This window comes from Calyptranema fuscum S582 (assembly GCF_055793305.1).
Window position 1 is genome coordinate 174,358 of sequence record NZ_JBSLYH010000002.1, and the last position, 25,017, is coordinate 199,374.

18 protein-coding genes are annotated in these 25,017 nt (G+C 48.8%); 10 read left to right on the plus strand and 8 right to left on the minus strand.

Annotated elements, in window-relative coordinates; translation table 11 throughout:
- Positions 1-13 precede the first annotated feature (13 nt).
- The 4 genes from rimP to infB all read left to right on the plus strand — a co-directional run bounded on the left by rimP (position 14) and on the right by infB (position 6,130).
- The gene (gene rimP, locus ACR6Z4_RS02250) at positions 14-481 is read left to right on the plus strand and encodes a ribosome maturation factor RimP (protein ID WP_479715582.1); all 468 of its coding nucleotides are present in this window, start codon (positions 14-16) and stop codon (positions 479-481) included.
- 263 nt (positions 482-744) lie between these two features.
- The gene (gene nusA / locus ACR6Z4_RS02255; protein WP_479715583.1) at positions 745-2,199 is read left to right on the plus strand and encodes a transcription termination factor NusA; all 1,455 of its coding nucleotides are present in this window, start codon (positions 745-747) and stop codon (positions 2,197-2,199) included.
- A 23-nt stretch (positions 2,200-2,222) separates the two neighbouring features.
- Complete coding sequence (locus ACR6Z4_RS02260) at positions 2,223-2,495, plus strand: YlxR family protein (protein WP_479715584.1); 273 nt, start codon at positions 2,223-2,225, stop codon at positions 2,493-2,495.
- Between the two features lie 506 nt (positions 2,496-3,001).
- A complete protein-coding gene (gene infB / locus ACR6Z4_RS02265; RefSeq protein ID WP_479715585.1) occupies positions 3,002-6,130 on the plus strand; it encodes a translation initiation factor IF-2 in 3,129 nt (1,042 codons plus the stop codon).
- A gap of 97 nt (positions 6,131-6,227) precedes the next feature.
- Here infB and ACR6Z4_RS02270 read toward each other — a convergent pair whose 3' ends face one another.
- A complete protein-coding gene (locus tag ACR6Z4_RS02270) occupies positions 6,228-6,995 on the minus strand; it encodes a trimeric intracellular cation channel family protein (protein ID WP_479715586.1) in 768 nt (255 codons plus the stop codon).
- Between the two features lie 326 nt (positions 6,996-7,321).
- Here ACR6Z4_RS02270 and ACR6Z4_RS02275 point away from each other — a divergent pair, with 326 nt between their 5' ends.
- A complete protein-coding gene (locus tag ACR6Z4_RS02275; protein ID WP_479715587.1) occupies positions 7,322-8,977 on the plus strand; it encodes an alpha-amylase family glycosyl hydrolase in 1,656 nt (551 codons plus the stop codon).
- Between the two features lie 202 nt (positions 8,978-9,179).
- On the opposite strand, the gene ruvC is transcribed toward ACR6Z4_RS02275, so the two are convergent.
- The 3 genes from ruvC to ACR6Z4_RS02290 all read right to left on the minus strand — a co-directional run bounded on the left by ruvC (position 9,180) and on the right by ACR6Z4_RS02290 (position 11,430).
- Positions 9,180-9,677, minus strand: coding sequence for a crossover junction endodeoxyribonuclease RuvC (gene ruvC, locus ACR6Z4_RS02280; protein WP_479715588.1), 498 nt, complete (start codon positions 9,675-9,677; stop codon positions 9,180-9,182).
- A gap of 74 nt (positions 9,678-9,751) precedes the next feature.
- Positions 9,752-10,858: a magnesium chelatase ATPase subunit I gene (gene bchI, locus ACR6Z4_RS02285; RefSeq protein ID WP_479715589.1), complete on the minus strand. Its 1,107-nt coding sequence runs from the start codon at positions 10,856-10,858 to the stop codon at positions 9,752-9,754.
- A gap of 92 nt (positions 10,859-10,950) precedes the next feature.
- Positions 10,951-11,430 (minus strand): RrF2 family transcriptional regulator, encoded by a 480-nt coding sequence (locus ACR6Z4_RS02290; protein WP_479715590.1) that lies wholly within the window; start codon positions 11,428-11,430, stop codon positions 10,951-10,953.
- A 775-nt stretch (positions 11,431-12,205) separates the two neighbouring features.
- Between ACR6Z4_RS02290 and trxA the strand changes: the two genes are divergently transcribed.
- Positions 12,206-12,538, plus strand: a complete 333-nt coding sequence (trxA, locus tag ACR6Z4_RS02295; RefSeq protein ID WP_479715591.1) for a thioredoxin — start codon at positions 12,206-12,208, stop codon at positions 12,536-12,538.
- A 466-nt stretch (positions 12,539-13,004) separates the two neighbouring features.
- Positions 13,005-14,171 carry an LL-diaminopimelate aminotransferase gene (locus tag ACR6Z4_RS02300; RefSeq protein WP_479715592.1) on the plus strand — a complete coding sequence of 389 codons (1,167 nt, stop codon included), beginning with the start codon at positions 13,005-13,007 and terminating at the stop codon, positions 14,169-14,171.
- A 292-nt stretch (positions 14,172-14,463) separates the two neighbouring features.
- Here ACR6Z4_RS02300 and ACR6Z4_RS02305 read toward each other — a convergent pair whose 3' ends face one another.
- Entirely contained in the window at positions 14,464-14,598 is a 135-nt protein-coding gene (locus tag ACR6Z4_RS02305; RefSeq protein WP_479715593.1) for a hypothetical protein, read from the minus strand.
- 136 nt (positions 14,599-14,734) lie between these two features.
- On the opposite strand from ACR6Z4_RS02305, the gene ACR6Z4_RS02310 reads away from it, so the two are divergent.
- Entirely contained in the window at positions 14,735-19,147 is a 4,413-nt protein-coding gene (locus ACR6Z4_RS02310) for a PAS domain S-box protein (RefSeq protein WP_479715594.1), read from the plus strand.
- 24 nt (positions 19,148-19,171) lie between these two features.
- Positions 19,172-20,269, plus strand: coding sequence for a hybrid sensor histidine kinase/response regulator (locus tag ACR6Z4_RS02315; RefSeq protein WP_479715595.1), 1,098 nt, complete (start codon positions 19,172-19,174; stop codon positions 20,267-20,269).
- On the opposite strand, the gene hetL is transcribed toward ACR6Z4_RS02315, so the two are convergent.
- Positions 20,260-20,967, minus strand: a complete 708-nt coding sequence (gene hetL / locus ACR6Z4_RS02320) for a heterocyst differentiation pentapeptide repeat protein HetL (protein ID WP_479715596.1) — start codon at positions 20,965-20,967, stop codon at positions 20,260-20,262. The genes ACR6Z4_RS02315 and hetL overlap by 10 nt on opposite strands.
- A 344-nt stretch (positions 20,968-21,311) precedes the next feature.
- Between hetL and ACR6Z4_RS02325 the strand changes: the two genes are divergently transcribed.
- The gene (locus ACR6Z4_RS02325; protein ID WP_479715597.1) at positions 21,312-21,899 is read left to right on the plus strand and encodes a Crp/Fnr family transcriptional regulator; all 588 of its coding nucleotides are present in this window, start codon (positions 21,312-21,314) and stop codon (positions 21,897-21,899) included.
- 191 nt (positions 21,900-22,090) lie between these two features.
- On the opposite strand, the gene ACR6Z4_RS02330 is transcribed toward ACR6Z4_RS02325, so the two are convergent.
- Positions 22,091-22,546, minus strand: a complete 456-nt coding sequence (locus tag ACR6Z4_RS02330) for a ribosomal protein L7/L12 (RefSeq protein ID WP_479715598.1) — start codon at positions 22,544-22,546, stop codon at positions 22,091-22,093.
- Between the two features lie 82 nt (positions 22,547-22,628).
- Positions 22,629-24,878, minus strand: coding sequence for an FdhF/YdeP family oxidoreductase (locus tag ACR6Z4_RS02335; RefSeq protein ID WP_479715599.1), 2,250 nt, complete (start codon positions 24,876-24,878; stop codon positions 22,629-22,631).
- Positions 24,879-25,017 lie beyond the last annotated feature (139 nt).

Below are 25,017 nucleotides of genomic sequence, written 5' to 3' on the forward strand. Positions count from 1 at the left end.
ATTTTATTGAGAAATGACTCATCCGTTAATTCCACACGTTATTGATTTGGCAACTCCTGTGGCAACCCATTTGGGGTTGGAGTTGGTCGGTGCTGTTTTTCACACCAACCAGAGTCCGCCCGTTCTGCGCATCGATATTCGCAATCCTCAAACAGATACAAGCCTCAATGACTGTGAACAGATGAGCTTAGCCTTAGAGGCAACGTTAGATGCCTCCGATTTGATTCCCGATGCTTATATTCTGGAGGTCTCTAGCCCAGGTGTGTCGCGATTCCTAAACAGCGATCGCGAATTTATCTCCTTTAAAGGATTTACTGTCACCGTCACCACAACTGAGCCTTATAAAGGACAAAAAAATTGGCAGGGTCAGCTGATCCGTCGAGATGATGCCGCTGTACATCTCAGCCTTAAAGGTCGGGCGATCGCCATTCCCAGAGAGCTAATCAGTGACGTTCAACTTGAGGACAAAAGCGACAACTAACCCATCCCAAGCTTTGAGTTTTAAGTTCTCAGTTTTGCGGGAAACGTCGGGTCACACATGTGCAGATAAACCAGTGAACACCGTCGCCAGTTTATTGCCTCTGACGTGATCCCCACACTCTACTTCAATTCCTTAAATGCTGGATGTCTGAATCGTTCCTGCAAAATTCAAACCTTAAAATTCAAACTTAAACTTCGAATTCTGACATTTCAACGTCCAAAACTCGATTCCAAAACTCAATATATCCTCTGGAGGTTTCTCCTATGTCCATGGTTGCGTTACCCGGACTTCAAGACATGATCGACGGCATTAGCCGTGAACGAAATTTACCGAAACACGCGGTTCAAGCTGCTCTACGAGAAGCATTACTCAAAGGCTACGAGCGCTATCGACGCACTCATCGACCCGATCACTCTAGCTTCGATGAAGAATATTTCAATAACTTTGAAGTTGAATTAGATATTGAAGACGAAGGGTTTCGCGTCCTGGCAACCAAAACCATTGTAGAAACGGTTACCAACCCAGATCACCAAATTGCCTTACAAGAAGTACAAGAAGTTGCTGCCGAAGCCCAGCTCGGAGATACCGTCATTTTAGATGTAACCCCTGACCAAGGTGAATTTGGTCGGATGGCGGCGATCCAAACCAAGCAAGTCCTTGCCCAAAAATTGCGCGATCAACAACGCAAGCTTGTCCAAGAAGAATTTCAGGAACTTGAAGGCAGCGTTTTGCTAGCCAGGGTGCTGAGATTTGAGCGCCAATCCGTGATTATGGCGGTTAGCAGTGGCTTTGGTCAGCCAGAAGTCGAAGCCGAATTGCTAAAACGGGATCAGTTGCCCAACGACAACTATCGCGCCAATGCGACGTTCAAAATTTGGCTAAAAAAAGTCTCTGAAGGTTCCCATCGCGGTCCTCAACTGCTGGTCTCCAGGGCAGATGCTGGTCTGGTGGTCGATTTATTTGCCACAGAAGTGCCTGAAATTGAAGATGAAATCGTTCGCATCGTCGCTGTCGCACGAGAAGCGAACCCGCCGTCTCGGTCGGTCGGACCTCGTACCAAAATCGCTGTTGATACCGTAGAACGCGATGTTGATCCCGTCGGAGCCTGCATTGGCGCAAGGGGATCACGCATTCAAGTCGTTGTAAATGAGCTGCGGGGCGAAAAAATTGACGTCATTCGCTGGTCGCCCGATCCGGCAACCTACATTGCCAATGCCCTCAGTCCGGCAAAGGTGGATGAAGTACGATTGATGAACCCTGAAGATCGTCAAGCCCATGTGTTGGTTCCTGATGATCAGCTCAGCCTAGCCATTGGTAAAGAAGGGCAAAACGTCCGTTTGGCAGCTCGTTTGACGGGTTGGAAGATCGACATCAAAGACTCTGCTAAGTATGACTACGATCTAGAAGATCGGAAAATTGCAGACTTGCTAGAAGAACGCCGTCAAGCCAAGTTAGCCATGCAGGCGGAAGACGACGAGTACGACGAAGACGAATACGACGACGATCAAGACGATCAGGAAACCCAGCAAGCCCAACAAGACCTGCAAGACTCGCAAGGTCAAGAAGATTTTCTGCCGGAAGGCGAAGAATTGCCGGAGCAAGATGACGCAGAAGAGGATAGGGTTGCAGAGGGATCACTACCGGAGGACAGCCCATCCGACGATGGGAAAGATGGGTTTGGCACTGAAATCAGTGCGGCACTAGAGCGCCCCCAATAACGATCGCATTGTAAAAGTCGCGTATGCAGCCTAATTACCGTAGATGTGTCAGTTGTCGCGAAATTAAACCCAAGTCCGATTTCTGGCGAATAGTCAGGCTGCATCCGTCTAAGACGGTACAATTAGATCAGGGTATCGGACGCTCTGCTTATCTTTGCCCTAATTTAGCCTGTTTACAGGCAGCTCAGAAGAAAAATCGTTTAGGGCGATCGCTGAAGGTGCCGGTGCCTGAGTCTATTTACCAGACCCTGGGGCAACGGTTGGCTGAGCAACCAAAAGATATCAAAGGATTTTAGTAACGAGGTCAAGCCGGACAAAATTCCCCACAGCACCCCCCAATCCAGAAATTAATCAATAAGATTGATAAGGGGGTTCGTGGAATAAGACGCAAAGCGCCACAATCAAACAACGCACTTCAAAGAAAGTGCCATACCTTCTAGAACTATATCTGGGTTCATTTCAGAAGAAATGTGCGACGGTTAAGTTAGATTAGTCGTTGAACACGAGACATAATCTGTTTCAATCGTAGAGATGTAAAAATCATCCCAATGATTTTTAACTTTCTGAAATTGATGCAAGATTATACAGTAGTCTTAAATCTTCTGAAGTGTTCAATCTAGCCCTTTAGTCAAAAACTACGACAAGGCTTACCTCTTAATCACCTTAGATTCTATATTCATGGAGTATTGGATTTGAGAAATTACCCAAGGTTAAATTGATCACAATGTAGTTCCTGTAAAGGCAAAAGGTCATTCTTATGTAACAAAAGTTGGAATAAATTGGAACGAAGGGGAAAGTGTGGATGAACAACGGCAAAGTTAGAATATATGAACTATCACGGGAGCTCAATCTGGATAATAGAGACATTTTGGCAGTTTGTGACCAACTCAATATTTCGGTAAAAAGCCATAGCAGCACGATTTCTGATGCTGAGGCAGAACGCATAAGAGCTGCCGCCGAGAAGTACACACCCAGCCACTCTTCCTCTACTACTAAGACACAGTCGTCTAGCTCAGTCTCAAACTCACAACAATCGCGTAAATCAGGCTCACAACCTCCTGTGCGTAAGCAACAAATTTTAGAAATTCGACGGAATCGTTCTCTAACCGAGCCGCCTAAGCGTCCCGATGTTGAACCCTCTACTTCCCAGGGTGAATTGTCTCCCAAACCTGCTGCATCGCCTAATCGCCCTCCGGTTCGTTTAAACCAACCTAGTCGCCAGCCTAAATCAGCTGACGAACTGGCTCAATCGGAGCCAGATATTCTTGATGAAGTGGCTCCAGTTTCACAAGAGCCAGTCGTAGAAGCACCTGCTGCACCTGAAGCAGACGTGGTAGAGGCATCGCTGCCACCCGTGCCGATCGTGGAAGAGGAGTCAGTAGAGCTTTCTGCTCCACCTGCTCGTCCTGAGCGAGCCAGTCGCGCTGTCAACATTCAGCCTGAAATGACGGTGAATCGTCCGATTCTGAAACGTGTTCGCACTGATAGCCCCGATCGGAAACCGGCTGAGACTACGAGTAGTTCGGAGCCATCAACTCGGGTTATTGGTCAGCCTCGCAGAGGGTCTGAAGCCGGAGCGGCGATCGCATCCAGCCCATCCAGACCATCGCCCGGTGGTGAACGAGGCAATGCACCTACGCTAAAACCGAAGCCTGTGATTGAGCTTCGCAGCAAACCAGTGCGTCCAAGTAAAGCTGGTGCTGACTCTGAATCCGGCGACTCAGATCCAAACAGATCTCGGGTTGGTGTGGTTGAGACCCCAGGCGATTTAGAACTTCGTCGTCCTAGTCTTCCTTCCAAAGTCAAGCGGGGCAAGAGCTGGGAAGAGGAAGAAGATGAGCAAGAGCTCGCCAATAAGGTTAGTAAAACGGGAGTCAAGACCAAGCGCAGGTCTCAACCTGTTATTGACGAAGATGAAGATTTAGATGTTATTGACGATCTTGAGGATCTGGATGAGGATACTGACGATCGGGATGAGCTGTCGCCGACCCAGGTGAGCTTGTCGCTGATGCGTCCGCCCAAACCCAAGAATCGTCCGTCGCAGCCTAAACCGGCATCGGCACCGTCTGTGCAAAGGCGTAAACCTGGATCGGGTGATTCTCAACGCAATGCTCGTCGCGATCGCCGTGAGCAAGAAGTGAAAGAGCGCCCCACACAGATTGTGTTGACCGGCAGCTTATCGGTGCACGACCTGGCAGATGCACTGGCAATTCCTGAGACAGACATCATCAAGACGTTGTTCTTCAAAGGTATCGCCGCCAACATCAACCAAATTCTGGACATTCCCACCGCCACCATGGTGGCGCAAGAGTTTGAGGTAGAGGTGGAAACGGCTGAAGCCGAGGCTGAAGCCAAGAAAGTCACCGAGATGATCGACGTGACGGATATGGACAAACTCCAACGCCGTCCGCCTGTTGTCACAATCATGGGACACGTTGACCACGGTAAAACCACCCTGCTGGATTCGATCCGGAAGACTAAGGTGGCGCAAGGTGAAGCCGGTGGCATTACCCAGCATATCGGTGCTTATCATGTCGATGTCGAACATGCGGGTCAAGAACAGCAAGTCGTCTTCCTGGATACTCCGGGTCACGAAGCCTTTACGGCGATGCGGGCACGAGGAGCCAGGGTAACCGACATTGCGGTGCTGGTTGTCGCTGCGGATGACGGTGTTCGTCCTCAGACCATTGAGGCGATTAGCCACGCGAAAGCAGCAGGCGTTCCTATCGTTGTTGCCATCAACAAAATTGATAAGGAAGAAGCCCAGCCTGACCGAGTTAAGCAAGAGTTAACCGAGTTTAACCTGGTGCCTGAAGAATGGGGTGGCGACACGATCATGGTTCCAGTCAGCGCCATCAAAGGCGATAACCTGGATACTTTGCTAGAAATGTTGCTGTTGGTTGCAGAAGTAGAAGATCTGCACGCCAATCCCGACCGTCTCTCTAGAGGTACGGTAATTGAAGCCAACCTGGATAAATCGAGAGGTCCAGTGGCAACCCTGCTGATTCAAAACGGTACGTTGCATGTCGGCGATGTCCTGGTAGCAGGCTCTGTCTTCGGTAAAGTCCGGGCAATGATCGATGACCGGGGTAAGCGGGTGGATGCAGCAACGCCATCCTTCGCGGTTGAAGTCTTAGGCCTCAGCGATGTTCCGGCAGCAGGCGACGAGTTTGAAGTCTTCGCTGAAGAGAAAGAAGCTCGTTCGATTGCATCGGGTCGTGCAGATCAACAACGTCTGTCTCGCTTACAACAAGCGATGGCATCTCGACGGGTCAGCCTCAATACCCTCTCTGCCAAAGCGCAGGAAGGGGAACTGAAGGAACTCAACTTGATCTTGAAAGCAGACGTTCAAGGGTCTGTTGAAGCGATTTTGAATGCCCTGCAACAACTTCCCCAAAAAGAAGTACAGGTGCGGGTCTTGCTGGCTGCTCCGGGTGAAATCACAGAAACTGATGTGGATCTTGCTGCTGCCAGTGATGCTGTCATTATCGGCTTCAACACAACCTTTGCCAGCGGTGCAAGATACGCTGCCGATACGGCAGGGGTGGATGTCCGTGACTACAACATCATCTATAAACTCCTAGAAGATGTCCAGGGTGCCATGGAAGGGTTGTTAGATCCAGAAATGGTAGAAGAGCCATTAGGACGGGTCGAAGTTCGGGCAGTCTTCCCGGTAGGACGGGGCGCAGTGGCTGGTTGCTATATCCAATCGGGTAAAGCCATTCGTAACTGTAGAATACGGGTCAATCGTGGTGGCACGGTTGTCTTTGAAGGAAATCTGGATTCCCTCAAACGGATGAAGGAAGACGTCAAAGAAGTCAATGCTGGCTACGAATGCGGTATTGGGGTGGACAACTTCAAAGACTGGGAAAATGGCGACATTGTCGAAACCTTCCAGTTGGCAACGAAGCGCCGTACCCTCTCTGCTTAGGATCACCGATTCATTTTAAGAGAGTGACGGCTGAGCCGTCACTCCCTTTAAAAGAGCCGAGGTTGACTAAATCTATAATTTTTGGGGCGATCGCACATCAAGGCGATCGCCCTTCTTTTGTTTGAGCATCTCTGGGAGAGACTTCGGCGTCAGTCAGATACCGAGGTGTTGGTAAGGTGATTTTGTAGCGAATCGAGATCATGCGCGACAACACAATCGCGGCAAATCCTATAAACGAGGCGGTCGTTGGATTCATCCCCAAAAACAATCCCCCCAATAAAAGCCAACAACCAAAGAACGAGCATGTGGCATATAACGACGTTTGTGTGCGAAAAATGACGGGGATCTCAGCCAGCAAAACATCGCGCAAGACCCCACCAAACACACCTGTAATCACACCAATTAACGAAGCGACAAAATAGGGCGTCTGGTAGACCAGGGCATAGGATACTCCCGATATGCTAAACAGTGCCAACCCCAACGCATCTACTCCATCAAAGACGTGCCTGAACAGCGGTCGGGAGGGAAAGACCTGGGGGAGATAGACGAAGATAACTGCCAGAACAAACAAGATGACAGGATATTCGGGATAGTTCACCCAAAACAGCGGGCGACGGTTCAACAGAACATCGCGCAACGTTCCGCCCCCAAACGCGGCAACAAAGGCAACGATGTAAGTGCCCACTAAATCCATGCGTTTCTTCCGGGCAGCCAGCATCCCCGAAAATGCTGCCGTAATCACAGCACCCGCTTCGATGAAGTATTCCAAAAACGAGAATCTTTGCAGCTGAGTGGCGATCGCCGCATCCAGGACGGTATCTAAAGACATATCAAAGGTGGGATAGAAGTATTCAGCCTTGCTCAATCCAGCTCTGATACCAATTTTTTATGAAGATGCGCCAAACCCATGACCCCCTATAGTCCCCCTTGGCAAGGGGGACGGCGACAGCCGGGGGTAAAATCAGGCGCAGCCTCATATCAAAACGGTATGAGGTGGGCTGGAAATCCTGCGGATTTCCAGCCCACCTCAGAGCCAAACCAAAATGATTGTGAGATGAATCAGCTGCTTAGGACAACGCAATAAACGTTCTCTCTTGCGACACAGAGTCAACTATTTCTCCTGCTGGATGTTTCTCGACTGTCTACCGCAGACAATCAAACTTAGCTCAATTTCCTTCCCAGGAGAAGTTTATGGCTAGTCGTATTGAATTTAGTTTATTTGCGCCCTATAACAATGCCGCAGCCCTGGTGGGTTGTTTCTCAGATTGGGAAGCGATCGCCATGACCAAAGGTGAAGATGGATATTTTCGCACTCAGGTTGAATTAGAAGACGGCATTTACCAATACAAATATCGAATTCAGAGCAAAAGTTGGTTTTTTGAACCTGACCAATGGGTGGATGTCAACGATCCCTACGCCACCAATATTGACGACCCCACCCAAAATTGTATTATTCAAGTCAAAGATGGGGAGCGCATCATTGATACCTACGTCTGGCAGCATGATGACAAACCCTTACCTGCTGACCATGAATTGGTAATTTATGAAATGCATGTGGGTGACTTTTCTGGGGGTGAAGATGATCCCTATGAACGCGGTAAGTTTCGCCATGTGATTGAGAAATTAGATTATCTGTGCGACCTTGGCATCAACGCGATCGAACTGATGCCTGTAAAGGAATATCCTGGGGATCATAGCTGGGGCTACAATCCTCGTTATTTCTTTGCTTCAGAATCGAGCTACGGCACCACCGACGGCTTAAAACGCCTGGTCGATGAATGTCATGCACGCGGCATCCGCGTGTTGCTGGATGGCGTTTATAACCACTCCGAAATGGAATGCCCGCTGGCTCAGATCGATCACGATTATTGGTATCATCATGAACCCCGCGATCCCGATAACAACTGGGGTCCCGAATTTAACTACGAACACTACGACGAATTATTAGAGACATATCCTGCGCGCCGTTTTATCGGAGATGTGGTGCGTTTTTGGATCAATGAATACCACGTTGACGGTATTCGTTACGACGCCGCACGGCAAATTGCCAACTACGATTTCATGCACTGGATTGTTCAAGAAACGAAACAAGCAGCCGGAACAAAGCCATTTTATAACGTTGCTGAACACATTCCAGATACGCCTGAGATTACGAACGTTGATGGACCGATGGACGGTTGTTGGCACGAAACGTTTTACCACTGTCTCCTATCCCATATTTGCGGAGACAGTTTTGATCTGGACGCGTTAAAAGCAGTTTTAGAACCGAAACGTCGGGGTTATATGGGTGTGACCAATGTGGTCAACTATTTGACCAGCCATGACCACAATCACCTGATGGCAGAATTGGCAGACCGCAATATTTTTGATGAAGCCGCTTTCAAACGGGCAAAGTTAGGAGCGGCTTTGCTGATGACGGCTGTCGGCATTCCCATGATTTGGATGGGAGAAGAATTTGGCGAATATAAGCACAAAACCGTTGAGCAAGCCAAAATTGAGTGGTCGTTGCTCAAGAATGATTTGAATCAGGGATTATTTGACTACTACAAGGGTCTGATTGCTCTACGCAAAGGAAATCATGCGCTTTATACCGATCGCATTAATTTCTTCCATGAGAATCCAGAGGCTAAAGTATTAGCCTATGTTCGTTGGAACGATGAAGGTTCCCGCGTCGTTGTCGTGGCAAATCTCTCAGACCAATTCCTGGCAGGCTATACAGTACCAGAATTTCCAGAGAATGGAACCTGGCATGAATGGACGGGAAACTATGATGTGGAATCGGGTGAGAATAGTATCATGACCGATCTACCTGAGTATGAAGCAAAGGTGTTTGTCTGGCAGCACTAATCTGATGGTGCTGATTTGATTTAGATAAATTGAGTGTGGTGCTGCGCTTCGCGCAGCACCACACTCAATTTATTGAAGGGGAGAACGACCGTCTGCCCCTGTAAACAAGCGCTGTGCAGGTTGATTCAGTACGGTGTTGGGGGGCGCGGAGCGCCCCACAACACCGTTTCTGGACTTAACGACCTTGCACACTGCTATAAGGTCAATTAGTTGCTTCATTAAAGACGGCTGCCAGGGCGATCGCCAATGCATCGGCGGCATCATCTGGTTTTGGAATCGTCTCCAGATTCAGCTCATGGGCAACGGCTTGTTGCACGGCAAATTTATCTGCATTGCCGTAGCCCGTTAACGCTTGTTTGATTTGTGCAGGCGTAAATTCAACAAAGGGAAGTTTGTGCTGTGCTAACACCAGCATGATCACCCCCCGCGCTTGTGCCACCAGGATTGTATTACCCATGCGATAGAAAAATAACTTTTCGATCGCCACCAAATCAGGTTTAACCTGTTCTAGCACGCTATGCAGATCGTCATAAATGATACAGAGGCGATCGCCCACCTCCGTTTTTGCGGGGGTTTGAATCACCCCATAATCCAACGCGGAAATACTCTGAGGTTTAGCACCGGGCGAGCCGGTGCATACAATCGCACCAAACCCCAACGTTGCTAACCCTGGATCAAGCCCCAAGATACGTTTTTCCATACTGTAGCTAATAGCTCATCGCTATCAGCCGAAGAGCAGCTTAAAAAGCCTCACCCATCTAAAATTCTTAATCCCTACCGCACCCCGGCTCCATTGGCTTCAGCATCAACCAGACCAAACACCTGGCTAAAGACTTTATCGACTTTATAGCCAGAATCGATCGATTCCAGGGGATCTTTACGAAGACGGTGACGCAGGCATAAGCCAATTACCCGCCGGATATCGTCTGGGGTTACTTCGGTTCTGCCTTCAAATGCTGTTAGCGCTTTTGCGGCTCGGTTGGTGACAATGTCGCCCCGCAACCCATCGACATCGAGTTCTGAACAAACTTGAGAGATTTTAACCCGTAAGTCGTACTCGATCGAAACAGATTTCAGCAGGTTTTGAGCTTCGACCAGGCGATGCTGCAATTCATCTTGTTGAGCCTGATATTGTTCTAGAAAACGTTGCGGCTCCTGGTCAAATTCGGTTCGTTGTTCGACAATCTGCACGCGTAAAGCCGGTTCTTTGACCGTGCGAATTTCAGCATGCATACCAAAACGATCGAGCAACTGAGGACGCAACTCGCCTTCTTCGGGGTTACCAGACCCTACGAGAACAAAGCGAGCCGGGTGACGAATCGAAATTCCTTCTCGTTCCACCGTGTTCCAACCCGACGCCGCAGAGTCAAGCAAAACATCAACCAAGTGATCATCCAGCAAATTGACTTCATCGACATAGAGAATGCCACGATTTGCCTTTGCTAAAAGCCCTGGTTCAAAGGCTTTGACCCCTTCCGATAAGGCTTTTTCAATGTCAATGGTGCCGCATACTCGGTCTTCTGTTGCGCCCAGGGGCAGATCTACCATCTGCACCTTTTTTTGCGTAATTTTGATGTCTTGTCCCTGCTCTACCCGCTGTTTGACCACATCGCTCATCAAATCGAGGTCGCTAGGGTGGCTGCTGAACGGATCGTCGGCAACTACATCAATTTCGGGTAGCAAATCTGCCAGGGCACGAATGGTAGTAGATTTCCCTGTACCGCGATCGCCCATAATCATTACCCCACCCACTTTAGGGTCAATGACATTGAGCAATAAAGCAAGTTTCATCTCTTCCTGCCCTACGATTGCTGTGAAGGGGAAGACCGCTCGACGAGTAGCAGTGGGGGAGGCAAGGGTAGCAGAAGCAGTAGGACTCACGGAATTACCTGGCAACGAAACATTAACGACTGACCCTATTTAGAATATCAAATAACTTTGATTAAATCGGCAAACAACTTCGTTTACGTCCATCAGATGTAGTACATCGGATTCGTTTGCCGATGAAGATCGCGTCGCTGACACAAATCTTGCAAGGTGTACTGTCCTAATGTGTCTTGTGCTGCTGCTACTGCCTGCTGCCAGATTTCCTTCACCAGGTTTTCTTCTAAGCTTAGCAAGCCAGACCGTTTGGGGTCTGGACTGGCATCGCGTTGAGCAACACCATCTCTAGAAAAATCTCCTTCCACTGCCAACAAAATTTCTAGTAGCGTGATTCGCCAGGGTTCGCGTGCCAAAACATAGCCCCCCTTTGCGCCGCGCTGACTCTGAACAATGCCACTACGACGCAAACTCGTCAAAATTTGCTCTAAATAGCGATTGGGGATAGGTTGCTTGGCAGTAATTTCACTAATCTTCAAGGGTTCTTTGTGGGTATAGCGGCTTGCCATTTCTAGCAACGCCAGGAAGGCGTATTCGACTCTAGCAGACAGTTCCAGGAGAGTACTAGACATCAGGATAAAAGCCTAATCATTATACTACGGTTTTCCGGTCGGATTTTAGTGTTTTATCGTTTTCAAATCATCATACCCTCTTTATGAAAGAAAACAACGGTATCTTGATGGGTTTTTAGTATTTTTTGGGTTCGCCCAGATGGGTTAACGGGAATTCATCCTTGAGTTCAGCCCAATGGGTGAAGGTTGATGCGCGAACGGCATACTATCGTAGGAATGTCTGGGATGGGGAGCGGTTTGTTGGGGGCAATTAAAACCGTGAACCATTCCCAGGCGGCTATACCAGTCCAGACGACTACTTAGATCAGCAGCAGTGATAAATCAGGTAGACATGGACGCGGCACAGACTTAAGGCGATTTTTAGAAAAGGTCATCCCAGCAAATCGTCAGGGCAAAGCATTCGTTTAGATAGGCTTTGGTAAATGGCGAAGACCATGGTTCGAATGCTTCGTATCTACAGGGGTCACATCTTCAGAAATCTCCTACTCCTAAACTCAACCCATCAACCGATACAGAGCCGATACAACCTGGGTAAGCGCAAGAAATTGATCCAAGCTTGAGAATCGTTGCGATTCTAAAAGAATCGTTGCAAAGAGGGCGATTCTCAAAAAGAACTTGAGCTAATCTAATCGCAAAGTTCTATAGACAGTTAATCTAGATTAAGAACCTATTCGGAAAATTAATTTTTTATACCCTCTGGGCACGAAAAATTAATTTTTCTGATCACTGTTTGGATAGGTCTGACGTGCAGTCTGTTAGGAATTGGTATCTAGGTATGAGCAGCCGTGTCTCTGTGATTTCGGATAACGAGTTTGATGAACAGGTTGTGCAATCGAGTGAACCTGTTTTGGTTTATTTTTGGGCATCCTGGTGTGGTCCCTGTCGGCTGATGGCACCCGCAATTGATTGGGCGTCTCAGCAATATAGCGATCGCCTGAAGATCGTCAAGATGGAAATTGATCCAAACCCAAAAACTGTTGCTCAGTGTGGTGTACAAGGGGTTCCGGCGCTGGTGATCTTTCAGGATGGTCAGCAGATTGAAGCTACCGAAGGGGCAATGAGTAAGCAGAAGCTAGAAGAATTTCTGGCGACGCATTTAAATCAGTAAATAGCGATTAGCAATTTAGTTATTGGCAATTAGCCCACTATTGGGGATTGAGCAAAACTCTGATCGAGAGAGTCATGGCTTCGCCATGACTCTCTTAAACCCTGTATGCAGCAACGCCTGGGTGATTGGCTCTGTGATCCCAATGGCTACCCCTTAGATAAAACTCAGACGTTTGTGTTTGCAAGCGCAGCGTTGCTGCGCTTGCAAACATAACTTTTCGGCTTGATAAAATCCCCAACCTCAACACCCCATAGCTATAACGATTTTTAATGAAGCGGAGTCCAGATTATTGTTTGAATGCCATGCTCTGCATGGCATTCAAACAATAATCTGGTTCTAGCCAAGCGCGAAGCGCTACAAACCTTATCTAACGTTTGCAAGTAGAGTTTTTCTTACAGCAAAACTCCGGCTCTAAACTTAAATCAGGTATAACGGCTAACAGCCAATAGCGAACGAGGTCAAAGCAATGGAATTTGCTAAGCGGTTGGAGTTTCTTCAAGCCAATGTGTTTGCGGATATGGATCGGGCGAAAGCCAGGGCAAAAGCGGCAGGCCGTGATCTGATTGATCTGTCTTTAGGATCGTCGGATTTGCCAACTCCTGGTCATGTGTTAGATGCGATCGCCCAATCGCTACCCGATGTCAGCACGCATGGATATCTCCTGTTTCACGGCACCCAGGCATTTCGGCAAGCTGCTGCCCGGTGGTACAGCGATCGGTTTGGGGTTGCTGTCGATCCAGAAACCGAAGTTTTACCCTTGATTGGTTCGCAAGAAGGAACGGCACATTTACCTTTAGCCGTATTGAATCCCGGCGATTTTGCTTTGTTACAAGATCCGGGCTATCCGTCTCATGCCGGGGGCGTTTACCTGGCAGGAGGTCAGGTTTATCCCATGTCTCTGCGAGCTGAAAATGGCTTTCTGCCGATGTTTGATGAAATTCCAGTGGCAGTGTTAGGGCAAGCTCGCATGATGGTGTTGAGCTATCCCCACAACCCCACCACGGCGATCGCCTCATTAGACTTTTTCCAGCAAGCTGTCGCCTTTTGCCAGCAACACAACCTGGTGCTGGTGCATGATTTTCCCTATGTCGATCTGTTTTTTGAGGGAACGGCTCCCCCCTCCGTCTTGCAAGCCGATCCGGATAAGCGGGTATCAATCGAATTTTTTACCCTATCCAAGTCCTATAACATGGGAGGCTTTCGGGTTGGCTATGCGATCGGCAATGCCGATCTGATTCGGGCACTGCGTCAGGTGAAAGCTGTAGTGGATTTCAATCAATATCGCGGCATATTGAACGGGGCGATCGCGGCACTGACGGGTTCGCAGGGAGGAGTAAAACAGGCGGTTGAAACATTTCAGCAACGCCGAGATGCCTTTGTATCGGCATTGCATCGCATTGGCTGGCAAGTGCCCATGCCCACCGCAACCATGTATGTCTGGGCAAAATTGCCAGACCCCTGGGCAACAGACTCAATCCAATTTTGCACCCAATTAGTTGAAGCCACGGGTGTAGCTGTTTCGCCCGGTGCCGGGTTTGGCAAATCGGGTGAGGGTTATGCGCGGTTTGCCTTAGTCCATGAACCGGCGCGTTTGGAAACGGCGGTGTCGCGTATTGCCGAGTTTCTAGGTTAAGCGGTAGGTTGCCAGTCTTTGTAAAGACGCAAGCATATGTTAATAATTGTAAATCGGTGTTGCTCTTGATGCGATCGCTGACATTGAGGTGTTAACGAGCGCAATTCACTAGCACTTCAGGGAATTCTAAGAGTAGGTGCAACTGCCTTAATCCAAAATTTGGCAACGATTACATATAGCAGCCGAAGGGTTCGTTAGGACGGGGGCACGGGGGCTGTGCCTCCGGACAGGGGTTCCACCCCTGCACCCCATCCTCATCGACCATTCCATGGCTATCGAGTAGATCTTTTACTTAACAATCGTAGCCAAACAGGCCTGTTCGCTCGGCTCCCGTTTTAGCAACTTCTGGGGGAAGGAGGTGTTCATCCGTTCTCTTGAGAAACGCAGATTGAGATAACCCCAATTTTTCGAGAAAGTGATGGCTCATCTGCCACTTTCCTGAAAAGAAATATGGGTTCATTGAATCTGCGATCTTTAGCATAGGTAGAAGGATCCCCTTCACCTGGAGATGTAACGTTGAAGCCTCTTCAAAATTTATTTTTTGAAGTACTCGTTAAAAAACTATGCAGACGTTTTCCCCCGCGTTCTTCCGCTCTAATTCTTTTATTCCCCATGGGCATTGCTATCTCTGGAAACCCGAGCTAGTCGGACTTCACCTGCTTGCAGATATCGTAACAGCGATCGCCTATTATTCCATTCCAATTGCCCTGATTTACTTTGTCTTGAAACGGCGAGACTTGCCGTTCAACCGAGTTTTTTTGCTATTCAGCGCCTTCATTGTCGCCTGTGGCACCACCCATCTGATGGCGGTCTGGACACTCTGGCATCCTGATTATTGGCTATCCGGGGCAATTAAAGCCATGACAGCGGGCATTTCGCTGTATACGGCTGTCGTCTTGATCATTTTGATTCCCAACGCTTTAGAATTGCCTGCTTTGGCAGAAACGAATGAACGCCTGGAAACTGAAATTGCCGAACGACAGCGAGTTGAACTCGCCCTGCGCCGCAGTGAAGAAAAGTTTCGAGCATTTTTAGAAAATGCTTCAGAAGCCGTCATTGTCAGCAATACTTATGATGAAATCGTAATTTTTAATACCAAAGCTGAGCAACTATTTGGTTACGACCACACAGAAGTCATGGGGCAGACCATTGACCGCTTATTGCCAGAACACTATCGGCGATGTTATCTTCCTCAGGCTCAGTTAAACGCATCATCAACTGCTGAGGCAACACCGCTATCCATTCAAGACAAAACATCAGACGAAACCATTGCAGTCACTTTGCCAGGAGAAACCACAGAATACCCCCTTAATCTGTGGGCGTTACGAAAAGATGGCACAGAGTTTCCGGTCGAAGTCGGGCTTAGTACTGTAGCGGTGGACGATGAAACGTTTACGTTGATATTTTTAACTGATATTACAGCGCGTCAGCAAGCTGAATCTGCGTTGCGCCAAAGTGAAGAACGCTATCGCTGCCTGGTTAGTGCGACAGCGCATGTCGTGTGGACTGCCGATAGTAACGGTGTAACCACCAGCGTTTCCCCCGCATGGACAGAGCTAACGGGGCAAGAGCAAGCCGCTTCTTTAGACTGGGGCTGGCTAGATTATGTTCATCCCGAGGATCGCGATCGCGTTGCCCAAACCTGGCTTCAGGCTTACACCACCCAGGGGCAATATGAATTGGAATATCGGTTGCGATCGGCAACGGACGACTACCGCATTCTCTCCGTGCGGGGTGTGCCCGTACTCAATTCCGATGGTACTGTGCGGGAATGGATCGGGGTCTATAACGATATTACCGAGCGCAAACAGACGGAAGCGGCATTGTATGAGAGCGAAGCCAAAAGTCGAGCCATTTTGTCAGCGATTCCTGACCTGATGTTTTGTGCCAGTGGAGACGGCGTTTATCTGGGCTATATCACGGGCAATCGCCAGTTTGATATCTTACCCAAAACCTGCGATCCCGTCGGTCAATATATGTCAGAGGTATTGCCCCCTGAGATTGCGCAACGACAACTACAGTACATTCATCAGGCTCTATCCACCCATCAGTTGCAGGTTTACGAACAACAAATTCAGGTAAGAGACCAACTCCAATATGAGGAAATTCGGATCATTCAGAGTGGCGAAAATGAAGTTCTCTTTATGATTCGGGACATTAGCGATCGCAAACGCAGTGAAATTGAACGGCAACAAGCCGAAGAAAGTCTGCGGGAGAGCGAAGCCAGATTTCGCAGCACGTTTGAGCAAGCAGCCGTGGGGATGGCGCATGTGTCGCTCACAGGACAGTTTATTCGCCTCAATCAACGGTTTTGTGAAATTGCCGGATATCCACCAGAAGAGTTGCTAAATCTGACCTTTCAAGATATTACCTACCCAGACGATTTGGCTGCCGATCTGGAACAAGTAGAAAATTTGCTGACGAATAGCATTCAGACCTACTCCATGGAAAAACGCTATATCCGCAAAGATAGCTCCATTGTCTGGGTTAATTTGACTGGCTCGCTCATGCGCGATCGCAACGGTGAACCCGAATACTTTATTGCAGTCATTGAAGATATTACTGCGCGTAAACAAGCCGAAGAAGAACTGCGCCAAACTGCACAACTGCGACTGGAACTGCAATTGCTGGAAAATATCCTGGAAAATTCCCTGGCAGGCTATTGGGATTGGAATATTCCAGCGAATCAAGAATACCTCAGCCCGACCTTCAAGCAGATGTTTGGCTATGCAGAAGACGAGTTGCCCAATCGTCCAGAAAGCTGGAAAAACTTGATTTTTGCCGAAGATTTGCTCAAGATCACAGACTCCTTTACTCGACATGTCAACAGCCGGGGTGCTGTGCCGTTTTATAACGAGGTGCGCTATCGCCACAAAGATGGCTCTACGATTTGGGTGATTGCGTCGGGCAAAGTCATTGAGTGGGACTCAGAGGGCAATCCCTTACGGATGATTGGTTCTCACATCAACATTACCCAGCGTAAACAAATCGAAGAAGCGCTAAAGGAAAGCGAAGAACGCTGGCATCTGGCACTTCAAGGGAGCAATGATGGCATTTGGGATTGGAATCTCAAAATCGATCAAACGTTCTTTTCAACTCGCTGGAAAGAAATGCGAGGGTTTGCGGAGGATGAAATCACACAAGAATTGAAGGAATGGTCTGATCGCATTCATCCCGACGATCGCGATCGCGTTCTTAGTGCTGTGGCAAATCACCTGGCTCGCAAAACGCCCTTTTATCGAGAAGAATATCGGGTACAGCGCAAAGACGGGTCTTATCTGTGGGTGCTCGATCGGGGGCTGGCATCGTGGGATGAAGAGGGGTACCCCAGCCGGATGACGGGTTCTGAGACCGACATTACCGATCGCAAACTGGCTGAAGAACAACTGCAACAAACCAATGAACGGCTTGCCCAAACCAATGCTGAGCTTGCCCAGGCAACTCGTTTGAAAGATGAGTTTCTTGCCAATATGAGCCACGAACTGCGCACCCCATTAAATGCAATTCTTGGCATGTCAGAAGGGTTACAAGAAAATGTATTTGGTACGTTGAATCAACGTCAGTTAAAGGCGATCGCCACGATTGAGCGCAGTGGTAGACATCTGCTGGAGCTGATCAACGACATTCTGGACTTATCTAAAATCGAAGCAGGCAAACTAGAACTGCACCTGAGTGATGTCTCTATCCGCAGCCTTTGTGATGCCAGCGTCACGCTGATTCGACAGATGGCACTGAAAAAAGAGATTAACCTCAGCATTCACATTGTCGATCAACTCAGCAGCGTTCATGCAGACGATCGCCGTCTGCGGCAAGTGTTGATCAATCTGCTGAGCAATGCCGTCAAATTTACCCCTGACGGTGGCTCCGTCTCGCTAGAGGTCTGGCTTGAACAAAATAACCTTTGCTTTTCGGTCACCGATACGGGTATTGGAATTGCCCCTGAAAACATCAGCCAGTTATTTCAACCTTTTATCCAACTTGACAGTAGCCTCAATCGCCAGTATTCCGGTACGGGACTGGGGTTGACCCTGGTTCAACGGATTGTTGATCTGCATGGGGGTACCGTCTCTGTTGTCAGCGAGCTGGGGCGAGGTAGCTGTTTTACTGTACGCATTCCCTATCAAGCCGCAATCCAACCCCCACTGCTGTCAACATCTGAACCGGCGCATCACTACCAGCCGATTGCCAATGCTCCTGTTTTGATTATTGAAGACTCTAGCCCTGCGGCAGAACAACTGACCCGCTATCTGCAAGAATTTGGTATGAGTCCGGTGGTCTACCCCAACGGTAAATCGGTGATTGCTGAAGTGCTGCGGGTTCGACCTATTTTAATTATCTTAGATCTGCAACTACCCATCGTGTCCGGTTGGGATGTGCTGACGCAGATCAAAAGGCATCCGCAAACTAAAGACATTCCGGTTTTGATTATTTCTGTGGTGGACGAACCCGCGAAAGGGCTGGCTGAGGGCGCATTTGACTATTTAATCAAACCCATTACCCGCTGCCAGTTGCAAGCTGCCCTCGATAAATTACCCATTCCAATGCAAACGAAAGGAGCGGTGCCAAGTAGCGGTAGTGTCCCCATGCCTGAACCTGAGGCACCTCTGATTTTGCTGGTAGAAGATAATCGAGCCAATATCGAGACGATGTCTGCCTATTTGGGGAGTCGGGGATATCGTCTGATGCTGGCGCAGAATGGGCAAGAAGCCATTGATGCAGTTCGGGTCAATTGCCCTGACTTGATTGTTATGGATATTCAGATGCCTGTAATGGATGGCTTGACAGCGATGCAATATATCCGCACCGAGTTGCAGCTTGTGGATGTGCCGATTATTGCTCTGACGGCTCTGGCAATGTCGGGCGATCGCAAGTTGTGTCTGGCTGCCGGAGCCAATGAATATATGGCAAAACCTGTCAAACTCAAACAGTTGAACGAAATGATTCAACGATTTGTTCCCTCACCACGCCGGATTTAGATTGCAAACGATCGGAGACGGGTAATGAATTCTCAGCCTTCTATTTTAGTGATTGATGATGAACCTGATAATTTTGATGTGATTGAAACCCTTTTGCAAAATGACATCTATCAGTTTCATTACGCTCCCAGTGGGCGGTATGCGCTCGATCGCCTGGATTATTTTCACCCCGATGTGATTTTGCTCGATGTCATGATGCCCGATTTAGACGGCATAGAGGTGTGTCGGCAAATCAAAGCTCTACCCCAATGGCAAGTCGTTCCGATCATTATGGTCACGGCATTGAGTGGCAAAGAAGATCTGGCAAAATGCCTGTCAGCTGGGGCAAATGACTTCATTAGTAAACCTGTCAGTCGGGTTGAATTATCTGCCCGAGTGCAGTCGATGTTACGCATCAAAAAGCAGTACGACGACCTACAAATTTTGCTCAGACAACGAGAAGATATGGTCAACATGGTCGTGCATGATATGCGGACGCCTTTGACCAATATCTTCCTATTAAGCGGCATTCTTAAAGCTCACAGCGTCTTAACGCAACAACAACAACAGCGGGTTGAACAAATTGCGATCGCCGGACAACAATTGCAATTTATGATTGACAATTTGTTGCTGATGGCAAAAGTAGAATCTGGCACAATGATGCTTAACTATAGCGATGCTGATCTCTGTGCCCTCTGTAGTTCAGCTATTGCGGATATGGAGGCGATCGCCGCTGAAAAACGGTTAACTCTGGTCAGTTATTTACCCGATCCAGGGGGCATGGTAACAGTCGATATCAATATTTTTCGACGGGTATTAGATAATCTACTCGCCAATGCGGTTAAGTTTTCGCCTGAAAATAGTCAAATCAGTGTGCAAGCCAACTATTTGCAAAGGGGTGGTGCCCAAATTCAGATTGCCGATTCTGGACCTGGTGTTCCGGAAGAACTGCAACATACTATTTTTGAAAAATATGAAGTTGGCACGCTCTTTAAAGATGTGCCTCAAATTGGCTTAGGGCTGGCATTTTGCAAAGTGGCGATCGAAGCACATGGCGGCAGTATCTCCGTTCAAAACAACCAACCTCAAGGGGCAGTTTTTACCATATCGCTTTCTGAAGAGCGATCGCTGCTTCAATCATGAACTTTGCCATCGGGCATAATGGCACCCTGCAAGTTGGCATCGGTCAGTGTTACTCCGGTCAGATCGGCATCTCTTAGATTGGTCTGACGTAACAGTGCCCCGGTTAAATCGGCATAACTCAGATCAGCACCTCGCAGATTGGCTTCACTCAAATCTGTGCTGCCGTGTTGGCTGGTGCGGTTGAGATGGGCACGGCAAAGTTTTGCCCCTTCCAGGTTGGCTTGAAATAAAATGACACCATTGAGATAGGCATAACTCAAATCTGCATCGCTTAAAATTGCGCGTTCTAAGTTTGTCACCTGGTCAGCGGTCGATCGCAAATCTGCCTCAAATAAGCTGGCACGCAGCAATCGAGCCCGTACTAAATTGGCACCACTTAAACTGGCTTTCATTAAGTTGGTGCGTTCTAAATTGGCATATTCAAGTTTGGCACCGCTTAGATCGGCTTCTCGCAACACTGCCCGATAAAAGTCGGTTTCTCGTAAGTCTGTTCCCCACAAAATCGCTTCACTGAGATCGGCTTCGCGAAAACTGGCTCGACTAAAGTCTGTTTTGCCCAGGCGAGCCTGACGCAAATCCGCTTGATTCAAATTCACCCCGTGCAGATGAACGTCGTGGAGATCGACCTCTTTGAGATCGACCTTCTGAAAGCTGCGATCGCCTTTTGCATACCGTTCTAGAATTTCATCAACGTCCATAGTGCTCGCCTTTACAATGCTGATTCAACTGTATCGCTTCTTAAGAACAGATTACCGTAGCCAGCCTTGATCCTGATATTGCGAACCGGGCGTTGTTGATTTTGGGAATGAGTTTGAACGCGAAACCTTTAATTCCCCGCTCAAATCCGGTATTGCGTGAGAGCCGCGCTCCGCGCGGCTCTCACGCAATACCGGGTACTTCACATCGTTGGGAATGGCTATATTCCAGGATTTTGCGGTGGGGATCGATGAGCATTCCCCAGAGCATGTTAGGATGTAGGGCATAAATCTACGGTATTCCGACCAAGTTTTAGTAGTTTTATCCGTAACGCAGAGTTTCTATTATGTTTGATTCTTCAACCGCTGTTCTAAAGCCTGTCCCAGCGCGATCGCATTGGTTTGAGCCACGCTCTATTTTGCCCTTGTCGCCCCATAAAATCTGGCGGATTGAAAGTGGAGCGGTGCGGACACTGACCTGGTTAGAAGATGGCTCACTGGTCGTCCTGGGTATCTGGAGTGTTGGCGATCGCATTGGGCTGCCGTTGTCTCAAACTGAACCGTATCAAGTGGAGTGTCTGACCAATGTCAACGTTACCTCCCTGACCGTAGAAGAAATCGATGATAAAGCCGAGATTTTGCTGGCACATTTGCAACAAGCTGAAAAACTCATCACCATTCGCAGTTATAAGCGAGTCGATGTCATGTTGCTGCGGCTGTTGAGCTGGTTGGGAAGACGGTTTGGGCAACAGGTCAAGGATGGTTTGATGATTGATTTACGGTTGACTCATCAAGAGATGGCTGAAATGCTCGGTTCTACTCGTGTTACGGTGACACGGATGCTGAATCAATTAGAACAACAAGGCATCATTCAACGCCTTTCGGTGCAACGCATTATCTTGCATGAAGACGAGATTTGGCACTACGACATTTAAGCCGACTGGCTTGATGATCAGGAGCATAGATTTAATAACCTGCAATTCTTGGGTAAGGGCGCACAGCAGTGCGCCCCTACAGAGAACGTGACTGATAGAAATTATTTAATCCACGATCCTTAGGATGATGGAGGGTTACCTGGGCTTCGCCCAGGCAACCCTCCATTATGATTCTGTTTCTAGCATGGGAATTATCGGAGTAAAACGGTGGCTCCTATGGCTTCTAGCCTTGCTTTTGCGAGGGCGATGTCAACCCGCAGTCGCGTTACATCAATAGGGGTAGACTCCACAATCTCTTTGGCATCTTTCAACCCCATGCCGGTGATCTCGCGAATGACTTTAATGGCGGCAATTTTTTGACGAACGGGGATAGATTCCAGGATCAAACGGGTAGCCCCATCGGGGCTTGATGACCGATCCAAGGATGGGCGATCGCGGATCGGCAGGTCTATCTGCATCTGTTCCAAGACTTTATCCAGGCGATATTCCAAGTCATCGAGGCGTTGGCTGAGTTGGCGTTGGCTACTGAGCAAGGTATCGATGCGGGGGTCTGTGGAATTGAGCGATCGCGGACGCTGATTGCCCAACAGCACGGAAACGACAACACTAGAGGCGATCGCAATTCCAACTACCAACCAAATTTCCATGGCATCCTCTCCAACAAAACATCTAAATCCGTAATATCTATAGCGCTGCGTGGGTTGATTCCGTAAAGTGTAGACACTCTACTTAACGAACTTGCATACGGCTATGAATTCGTTCTAAACGCACCAGGGCGTTGTAATCAGGAACCCCCTCTTGCGATCGCTTTTCTTTGTCCAACAATCCATTCCCTTCGGGCCAATGAATTTGTAGATTGCCGGGTTTCATTGGGGCGAGATAAACGCGTCCGCGAAATTCACCCCGCTCATTTCGTAGTAGCACCGGATCGCCTTGTTTGCAGCCCAACTTTTGAGCATCGCTTGCACTCATATATACCGCATCGCGCAACGCTCCGGTGATGGCGTCTTTTTTGGCTTGCACCATGCTATTAAACTGTTTGCCGCGTCGGGTCGAAACCCAAAAGAAACCGTCCTGGAGCGGATCGGTTGATTCCGCTAGAGCTAGAGAAGTGAAGTGGGCTTTGCCGTCGGGGGTCGGAAAATTCCAGCCGAAGCAGAGATGTGACCCACCATATTGAAACTGATCTCCAGCGTGTTTGAGATGCTGAATTCCGGCATAGGCAGGAATCAGTTGAGCAATCTCTTGGCGAATCGCTGTTGTATCGGCAAACTGAAGCTTTTCGGCTAAATCGGGACGGACGCGTTGGGCTAATTCTAGAAATACTTGCCATTCGGGACGGGCTTCACCAATGCGAGGTCCGGGAATTTCAGGACTGAAAATCACCCGTCGTTCGGTACTGGTTTCAGTCACACCCCCCGGAATTTCATAACGGGTTGTAGCCGGTAGAAGTACTACGGTTTCAGCCGGATCAATCAGCATTTGACTGGAACACATGATATCCAGATGCACTCGCAACGGTACTTGTTTGAGTGCCATTTCTACGTAGTCTGGATCGGGCAGTACTTCCAGGAAGTTGCCCCCTACTGAAACCAGTACATCGAGATTGCCCTTTGCGGCAGACGTCACCATTTCAGCGGCAGTTAGCCCTGGATGGCTGGGAACCTCAAAGCCCCAGCGATCGCCCAACCAAGCGGCATTTTCTGGCGTAATCGGCTTGCCACCCGGCAAAACCGTTGCATAACATCCCATCTCCGCCCCACCCTGGACGCCAGAATGCCCCCGAATGGGCATCAACCCACACCCTTCTCGTCCGACAAAGCCTTTGGTTAACGCCAGATTGATAATGGCACGAACATTGTCTTCACCACATTCATGCTGAGTAATGCCCATACTCCAAACAAACACAGCGGTTTTTGCCTGATTCACCATCTGGGCAAAGGCATACATGTCTGCTCGCGTTGCCCCGGAGAGTTGTTCCAATACGTCCCACGATTGAGCTTCCAGGGTTTGTTTTAATGCTTCAAAGCCAGTGGTATAGTGCTGCACAAAGTAGGGTTCAAACCATTCCTGCGCAATCATATGCTTCAACACACCGTTGAGAAAGGCAATATCTCCCCCCAAATTCACCAGAAAGAAGTCTTCGGCAAACCGGGTACCGAATAGCGCACTTTCTGGAATTGAAGGTACCCAATAGCGCTCCATGCCGGGTTCGCGGTAGGTATTGATCACGACAATGCGAGTGCCTGCTTTTTTTGCCCAGTGCAAGTACTTGACGGTAACGGGTTGATTGTTAGCAACATTCGAGCCAATAAACACCAATAAATCAGTGCCAATCCAATCTTTGTAAGAACATGTGGTTGCGGCTGCGCCAATGGTTGATTTGAGTCCGGCAGTGCTGGGAGAGTGGCAGATGCGAGCGGCATTGTCGATATTGTTACTGCCCATCGCCCGGACGGCTTTTTGGGTGGCGTAATAGGTTTCATTGACCGTGCCACGACTCGTAATATAAAACCCCTGGCGATCGCCCTCTGTTTCTTTAAGGCGGTTGGCAATCACTGCCATTGCCTCATCCCAACTTACCCGTCGAAAGCCCGTTTCTCCCGCGTGACGGATCATCGGGTAGGGCAATCGTCCCATTTCCCGCAACTCAGCACTCTTTTTACCGCGCAACTGCGACACATCTGCCAGTAGATCTGGATCAAAGGCAGGCATCGTATTCATCCGCAATAGCCGCAGCCGGACATTGCAGACATGAATGCCATCTGTTGTCCAGTCTTGCATCCCGGTTGTGCCCAATGCGCAGCCATCACAAACCCCCTGGTTGAGAATCTCCCAGGCAAATTGCCACTGATCCCGATTGACCCAGGCAGCGCGAAAGACTTCCCAATAGTTGTTGGGATATTGTTCGCCTAACCCAAAAGGTTTCCAACTTGCCCAATGTTCAGGTGTCCAGCGTTTTTTTGGCTTCGGCAGCATAGGTCTTTATCGAGATAACAGTAGTCCCATCCTTTATAGCGCTTCGCGCCTGGGTCGATTGTGGTTTTTGAGTGAGAGCCGCGCTCCGCGCGGCTCTCACTCAAAACCTTGTACGTCGCGTCACTGAGAATTGCTATGG

What these genes read in the sequence shown, in the direction of transcription:
- ACR6Z4_RS02330 (WP_479715598.1), bottom strand. Translation starts at nt 22,546, where the DNA reads ATGGAAATTTGGTTGGTAGTTGGAATTGCGATCGCCTCTAGTGTTGTC.
- nusA (WP_479715583.1), top strand. Translation starts at nt 745, where the DNA reads ATGTCCATGGTTGCGTTACCCGGACTTCAAGACATGATCGACGGCATT.
- ACR6Z4_RS02260 (WP_479715584.1), top strand. Translation starts at nt 2,223, where the DNA reads ATGCAGCCTAATTACCGTAGATGTGTCAGTTGTCGCGAAATTAAACCC.
- ACR6Z4_RS02315 (WP_479715595.1), top strand. Translation starts at nt 19,172, where the DNA reads ATGAATTCTCAGCCTTCTATTTTAGTGATTGATGATGAACCTGATAAT.
- infB (WP_479715585.1), top strand. Translation starts at nt 3,002, where the DNA reads ATGAACAACGGCAAAGTTAGAATATATGAACTATCACGGGAGCTCAAT.
- trxA (WP_479715591.1), top strand. Translation starts at nt 12,206, where the DNA reads ATGAGCAGCCGTGTCTCTGTGATTTCGGATAACGAGTTTGATGAACAG.
- rimP (WP_479715582.1), top strand. Translation starts at nt 14, where the DNA reads ATGACTCATCCGTTAATTCCACACGTTATTGATTTGGCAACTCCTGTG.
- ACR6Z4_RS02290 (WP_479715590.1), bottom strand. Translation starts at nt 11,430, where the DNA reads ATGTCTAGTACTCTCCTGGAACTGTCTGCTAGAGTCGAATACGCCTTC.
- ruvC (WP_479715588.1), bottom strand. Translation starts at nt 9,677, where the DNA reads ATGGAAAAACGTATCTTGGGGCTTGATCCAGGGTTAGCAACGTTGGGG.
- ACR6Z4_RS02305 (WP_479715593.1), bottom strand. Translation starts at nt 14,598, where the DNA reads ATGAGCCATCACTTTCTCGAAAAATTGGGGTTATCTCAATCTGCGTTT.
- ACR6Z4_RS02325 (WP_479715597.1), top strand. Translation starts at nt 21,312, where the DNA reads ATGTTTGATTCTTCAACCGCTGTTCTAAAGCCTGTCCCAGCGCGATCG.
- ACR6Z4_RS02335 (WP_479715599.1), bottom strand. Translation starts at nt 24,878, where the DNA reads ATGCTGCCGAAGCCAAAAAAACGCTGGACACCTGAACATTGGGCAAGT.
- ACR6Z4_RS02275 (WP_479715587.1), top strand. Translation starts at nt 7,322, where the DNA reads ATGGCTAGTCGTATTGAATTTAGTTTATTTGCGCCCTATAACAATGCC.
- ACR6Z4_RS02310 (WP_479715594.1), top strand. Translation starts at nt 14,735, where the DNA reads ATGCAGACGTTTTCCCCCGCGTTCTTCCGCTCTAATTCTTTTATTCCC.
- hetL (WP_479715596.1), bottom strand. Translation starts at nt 20,967, where the DNA reads ATGGACGTTGATGAAATTCTAGAACGGTATGCAAAAGGCGATCGCAGC.
- ACR6Z4_RS02300 (WP_479715592.1), top strand. Translation starts at nt 13,005, where the DNA reads ATGGAATTTGCTAAGCGGTTGGAGTTTCTTCAAGCCAATGTGTTTGCG.